The organism is Tissierella sp., from assembly GCF_052089545.1.
In the GTDB taxonomy this organism is placed as follows: domain Bacteria; phylum Bacillota; class Clostridia; order Tissierellales; family Tissierellaceae; genus Tissierella_A.
The window spans coordinates 1-966 of record NZ_JBQDAA010000153.1 but is presented as its reverse complement, the minus strand read 5'-3'; the positions used below and the strand labels follow the sequence as shown (position 1 = coordinate 966).

Sequence of the window (966 nt, the reverse complement as noted above, 5' to 3'; positions counted from 1 at the left end):
CCCTGGGGTAAAGGATGCATCCAATATGGGAGCTGCAATGGCACCAGCTGCTATGGATACACTGATGAATCACTTTGAGGATACTGGGTTCAAACCTTCTGATTATGATTTAATTATAACAGGGGATTTGGGAAATATAGGAAAATCAATAGTAATAGATTTAATGAAAGAAGAAGGATATGATTTAGAAGGAATATTTACAGATTGTGGTGCAGAAATCTTTGATTCAAAAAAGCAAGATACCCATGCAGGAGCAAGTGGATGTGGATGTTCTGCTACTGTATTTAATAGTTATATTTTAAAAGAGATAGAGCGTGGTAGATTTAGAAGAGTTTTATTTGCTGCAACAGGAGCACTACATTCGGCACTTATAACTCAACAGGGTGAATCTATCCCTTCTATATGTCATGCTGTTACCATAAATGTTAATAGAGAGTAGGAGGTATTATATAGATGCAATATTTAAAGGCGTTTTTAGTAGGAGGTATTATATGTGTTATAGGCCAAATAATCTTAGACAGAACAAAATTTACTCCTGCCCATATTTTAGTAAGCTTTTTGACAACAGGTGTTATACTTGGAGGGCTTGGTATATATGAACCAATAGCAAAATTTGGAGGAGCAGGTGCTAAAATACCTATAACAGGATTTGGATATGCACTTTCTCAAGGAGCAATAAAAGGAGCAAAAGCAGATGGAGTTATAGGAGCTTTTACGGGAGGCTTGCAATCTGCATCAGGAGGGATTGCTGCAGCTATAATATTTGGATATGTTATGGCTATAATATTTAATCCAAAAACAAAGAGTTAGGTCAATCTATTGACCTAACTCTTTGTTTTAATTTATTCTTCTTCGTCTTCACTATTACCATTATTTTCTTCTTCATTTTCAGGAGGTGGGGTGATATTATTGTCGCCCCCACCATTATTATTTTGATTATCGTTATTGCCTTGATTATCGTTATTA

At 35.4% G+C, this 966-nt stretch carries 1 protein-coding gene and 1 pseudogene; both read left to right on the top strand.

Features of this window, described 5'->3' with window-relative positions; genetic code table 11:
* Positions 1 to 439, top strand: a pseudogene (locus ACTHW2_RS10065) (stage V sporulation protein AD); the annotation flags it as partial.
* 14 nt (positions 440 to 453) lie between these two features.
* Positions 454 to 810, top strand: a complete 357-nt coding sequence (spoVAE, locus tag ACTHW2_RS10060; RefSeq protein ID WP_442263790.1) for a stage V sporulation protein AE — start codon at positions 454 to 456, stop codon at positions 808 to 810.
* Positions 811 to 966: the final 156 nt, after the last annotated feature.

Excerpts from the sequence above, each read along its gene's own strand:
- spoVAE (WP_442263790.1), top strand. The coding sequence starts at position 454 with ATGCAATATTTAAAGGCGTTTTTAGTAGGAGGTATTATATGTGTTATA.